1 protein-coding gene and 2 pseudogenes are annotated in these 4,245 nt (G+C 72.0%); 1 reads left to right on the forward strand and 2 read right to left on the reverse strand.

The window, feature by feature from the left end:
• Nucleotides 1–65 precede the first annotated feature (65 nt).
• Nucleotides 66–116 (forward strand): annotated as a pseudogene (locus ACFV5N_RS25340) (hypothetical protein); the annotation flags it as partial.
• Nucleotides 117–164: 48 nt separating this feature from the next.
• Here ACFV5N_RS25340 and ACFV5N_RS25345 read toward each other — a convergent pair.
• Together ACFV5N_RS25345 and ACFV5N_RS25350 are read right to left on the reverse strand one after the other, a co-directional pair.
• A pseudogene (locus ACFV5N_RS25345) lies at nucleotides 165–2,177 on the reverse strand (catalase); the annotation flags it as partial.
• A 167-nt stretch (nucleotides 2,178–2,344) separates the two neighbouring features.
• Nucleotides 2,345–4,245 (reverse strand): FAD-binding and (Fe-S)-binding domain-containing protein (locus tag ACFV5N_RS25350; protein WP_385604131.1); only part of this gene is annotated, 1,901 nt, incomplete at its 5' end.

Raw genomic sequence — 4,245 nt, forward strand, 5'->3', positions numbered from 1 at the left:
GTCTCACGCCCGGGGGATCGGCGAACATCCTGTCGCTGGACGAGGTCCTCGACTTCACCATCCGCATGGTGCTGATCTTCGGCCTGGCCTTCGAGCTGCCGCTCCTGCTGGTCATGCTGAACATGGTCGGCATCGTCTCCGGCCGCCGGATGCTCGGCTGGTGGCGCGGTGTCGTCGGCCTTGGCGTCGCGGGCGGGGAAGGCGTCGGCGCCCGGTGCGGGGACGCCGGCGAGCAGGACGGCGTCGTACTCGACGGACCGGGCCGTCGCGAAGGTGCGCTGCACGGTGAGGGCGTCCTCGCCGCTGCCCAGGGTGCCGCCGGACGGCGCGATGATCAGCGGTACCAGACCGGCCGTCAGCAGCGTCTGCCGTACCGTCCGTACGCCTTCCAGGGCGGCGGGGTCGGCGCCGTCGGTGACGATGCCGACCACGCGTCCGTCCAGCGGCCAGGTCTTGCCCAGCTGGGAGAGCGCCGGGGAGGCCGGTACGGCGGGCAGGTCGCCGGGGGACTGCGGGGCGGGGAGGCCGAGGCCGGCGGCGACGCGTTCGCACAGCTCGGGGTCGATGCGGGCCAGGACGCGCAGGTTGCGTTCCTTGATGGTCTGCTCGTAGCACTTGCCGAGTTCGAAGGTGTAGGCGGCGATGATGTGTTCGCGTTCCACGGCGCTCATGCTGAGCCAGAAGCGGCGCGGCTGGCTGAAGTGGTCGGCGAAGGTCTCGGGCGCCTGCCGTACCTTGCGGCCGGCCGCCACCTCACGGGGCACCTCGATGTACGCTCCTTCGCCCGCCCCGGCGAGGAACGGGCAGCCGCCGTCCAGGGAGTTGGGCCGGTAGGGGGCGACGCCCTGGTGCACCGCGGTCTGGTGCATGCCGTCCCGCAGCATGTCGTTGACCGGCGCGTGGGTGCGGTTGATGGGCAGCTGGGCGAAGTTGGGGCCGCCGAGCCGGGAGATCTGGGTGTCCAGGTAGGAGAAGAGCCGGCCGGCCAGCAGCGGGTCGTCGGTGATGTCGATGCCCGGGACCAGGTGACCGGGGTGGAACGCCACCTGTTCGGTCTCGGCGAAGTAGTTGGAGGGGTTGGCGTTCAGCGTGAGCAGCCCGATGGGGTGCACGGGGGCCAGTTCCTCGGGGACGATGTTGGTGGGGTCGAGCAGGTCGATCCCCTCGAACATCTGCTCCTCGGTGTCGGGGAAGATCTGTACGCCCAGTTCCCACTGCGGGTAGGCGCCGGCCTCGATGGCGTCGGCCAGGTCGCGGCGGTGGAAGTCGGGGTCGACGCCGCAGGCCAGCTGGGCCTCCTCCCAGACCTGGGAGTGGATGCCGAGTTTGGGCTTCCAGTGGAACTTGACCAGGGTCGTCTCGTCGCGGTCGTTGACGAGACGGAAGGTGTGGATGCCGAAGCCCTCCATCATCCGGTAGGAGCGGGGGATGCCCCGGTCGGACATGTTCCACAGGGTGTGGTGGGTGGCTTCGGTGTGCAGGCTGACGAAGTCCCAGAAGGTGTCGTGCGCGCTCTGGGCCTGGGGGATCTCCCGGTCGGGGTGGGGCTTGCCGGCGTGGATGACGTCGGGGAACTTGATGGCGTCCTGGATGAAGAACACCGGGATGTTGTTGCCGACCAGGTCGAAGGTGCCTTCGCTGGTGTAGAACTTGGTCGCGAAGCCCCGGGTGTCGCGGACCGTGTCGGCCGAGCCGCGGGAGCCGAGGACGGTGGAGAAGCGCACGAAGACCGGGGTGGTGACGTCCTTGGCCAGGAACGCGGCCTTGGTGATGTTGCCCGCGGTGCCGTAGCCCTTGAAGTAGCCGTGGGCCGCCGCTCCCCGGGCGTGCACGACGCGCTCCGGGATCCGCTCGTGGTCGAAGTGGGTGATCTTCTCCCGCAGATGGTGGTCCTGGAGGAGGACCGGGCCGCGCGCGCCCGCCTTGAGCGAGTGGTTCGTGTCGTAGAGCCGGTTGCCCTGCGCGGTGGTGAGGTACGGGCCGCCCTGGGCGACGCGTTCCGCGGCCGTGCCGGATTCCTGCCCGGTGGGCGTCACCGTGGCCGGTCCGCTCTGGTCGGGCTTGGGCGGGACGGGTCCGCGCGGTTCGGTGGGCTCGGTGAGGGAGGGGGCTTCGACGGACGGACGGCCGGGGATCCCGTGGGCGGCGTCGGTCTCGGACTGCGAGGAATGGGACACGGGACTCCTTCAGGCGGGACGAATATGGCTTTATAGAATTTTCTTCTCAACTCGACCAGTTCCGGGGCGTTCAGGTCAAGGAAGGGGCCCCGCGTGTTGGCCGCGGCGCGCGCCGTCCCTCCGATGCCACCGCTCCCCCGCGACCACGGGCGGCAGACGGCCGGGCCCTACCGGCGGCGGCCCAGCCACCGGGCGGCGAGGACGGCCGCGGCGAGGGCCGCGGCCGTCACCAGGGGGGCGTCCGCGCCGCGCCGTTCGGTGCGGGGTGCGGCCGAGCGCTCCGGCTTCTCCCGCGGAGCGGGCGGCTCCCCGGGCAGACCGAGGGCGAGGGCCTCGGCCAGATGCATCGCGCGGCGTCCGGTGTCGGCCTGGTCGATCTGGGTGCGGCAGCTGAAGCCGTCGGCCAGGATGAGCGCGTCGGCGGGTGCGCGCCGGACGGCCGGGAGCAGGACGCGTTCCGCGCAGGCCATCGACACCTCGTGGTGACCGCGTTCGAAGCCGAAGTTGCCGGCCAGACCGCAGCAGCCGGAGTCGGGGATCTCGGCGTCGATGCCGGCCCGGCGCATGACTTCCCGGTCCGGGTCCTGGCCGAGGATCGCGTGCTGGTGGCAGTGGGTCTGCACCAGGGCGGTGCGCTCCAGCGGCGGTGGCCGCCAGCCGTCGGGGGCGTGGTGCAGCAGCGCCTCGGAGAGGGTGACCGTGGACTGGGCCAGGCGCTGGATGTCCTCGTGCTGGCTGAACATCTCGGGGGCGTCGGCGCGGAAGACGGCGGTGCAGGAGGGTTCCAGGCCGACGATGGGGGTGCCGACGGCCAGCCACGGCCGCAGGGTGTCGACGGTGGAGCGCAGCACCCGGCGGGCGCGGTCCAGTTGTCCGGTGGAGATCCAGGTCAGCCCGCAGCACACCGGCCGGCCGGGGACGGCCACCCGCAGCCCGGCGTGCTCCAGGACGGCCACGGCGGCCTGGAGCACGTGCGGGTGGAAGTAGGTGCTGAAGGTGTCCGGCCACAGCACGACGGCGCGCGGGTCGCCGGGCTCCGGTTCGGGGGTTCCCCGCCGCCGCCACCAGGCGAGGAAGGATTCCTCCGCGAACAGCGGCGCCGGGCGTTCGGCGGTGACCCCGGCCAGCCGTTTGCCGATCCCGGCCAGCCCCGGGGCGTGCAGGAGGGCGTTCACGGTGCGCGGGGAGAACTGGGCGGCGCGGGCCCACAGCGGCAGCCAGCCCAGCGCGTAGTGCGCGGCGGGGCGCGGCCGTCCGGCGTAGTGGTGGGAGAGGAACTCGGCCTTGTAGGTGGCCATGTCCACTCCGGTGGGACAGTCGGATTTGCATCCCTTGCAGGCCAGGCACAGATCCAGGGCGTCGCGCACGGCGGTGGAGCGCCAGCCGTCGGTGACGGCCGAGTCCGCGTGGCCGCCGAGCATTTCGAACAGCAGCCGGGCGCGGCCCCGGGTGGAGTGTTCCTCCTCGCCGGTGGCGCGGTACGAGGGGCACATCACGCCGCCTTCGTGCGAGCGGCAGTTGCCGATGCCGACGCAGCGCATCACCGAGCGGCGGAAGCTGTGGGCGTCCTCGGGGTAGTCGAAGTGCTGTTCCGGTGTCTCGTGCGGCAGCCAGTCGGGACCGAGCCGCAGCTGGCCGTCGACCGGGTGCGGGCCCACCGTGCGGTCGGGCGAGACGATCTTGCCGGGGTTCATGCGGTTGCGCGGGTCGAACAGCGCCTTGAACTCGGTGAACGCGCCGACCAGCCGCTCGCCGAACATGCGGACGAGCAGTTCGCCGCGGGCCTGGCCATCGCCGTGCTCCCCCGACAGCGAGCCGCCGTAGGAGTGCACGAGGTCGGCGGCGCGGGTCAGGAAGTCCCGGAAGCCGGCGACGCCCGGCGCGTTCTTCAGCCCGAACGGGATGCGGGTGTGCACGCAGCCCTGCCCGAAGTGGCCGTAGAGCGAGGGATGGTCGTAGCCGAACTCGGCGAACAGGGCCTTGAGGTCCCGCAGATAGTCGCCGAGCCGCTCGGGTTGTGTACGCAGTGGGCCGCCCTGCCGGCGGACGTCACCGGGGCCGGCACCGT

It is taken from the genome of Streptomyces sp. NPDC059853 (genome assembly GCF_042731495.1).
GTDB lineage: Bacteria > Actinomycetota > Actinomycetes > Streptomycetales > Streptomycetaceae > Streptomyces.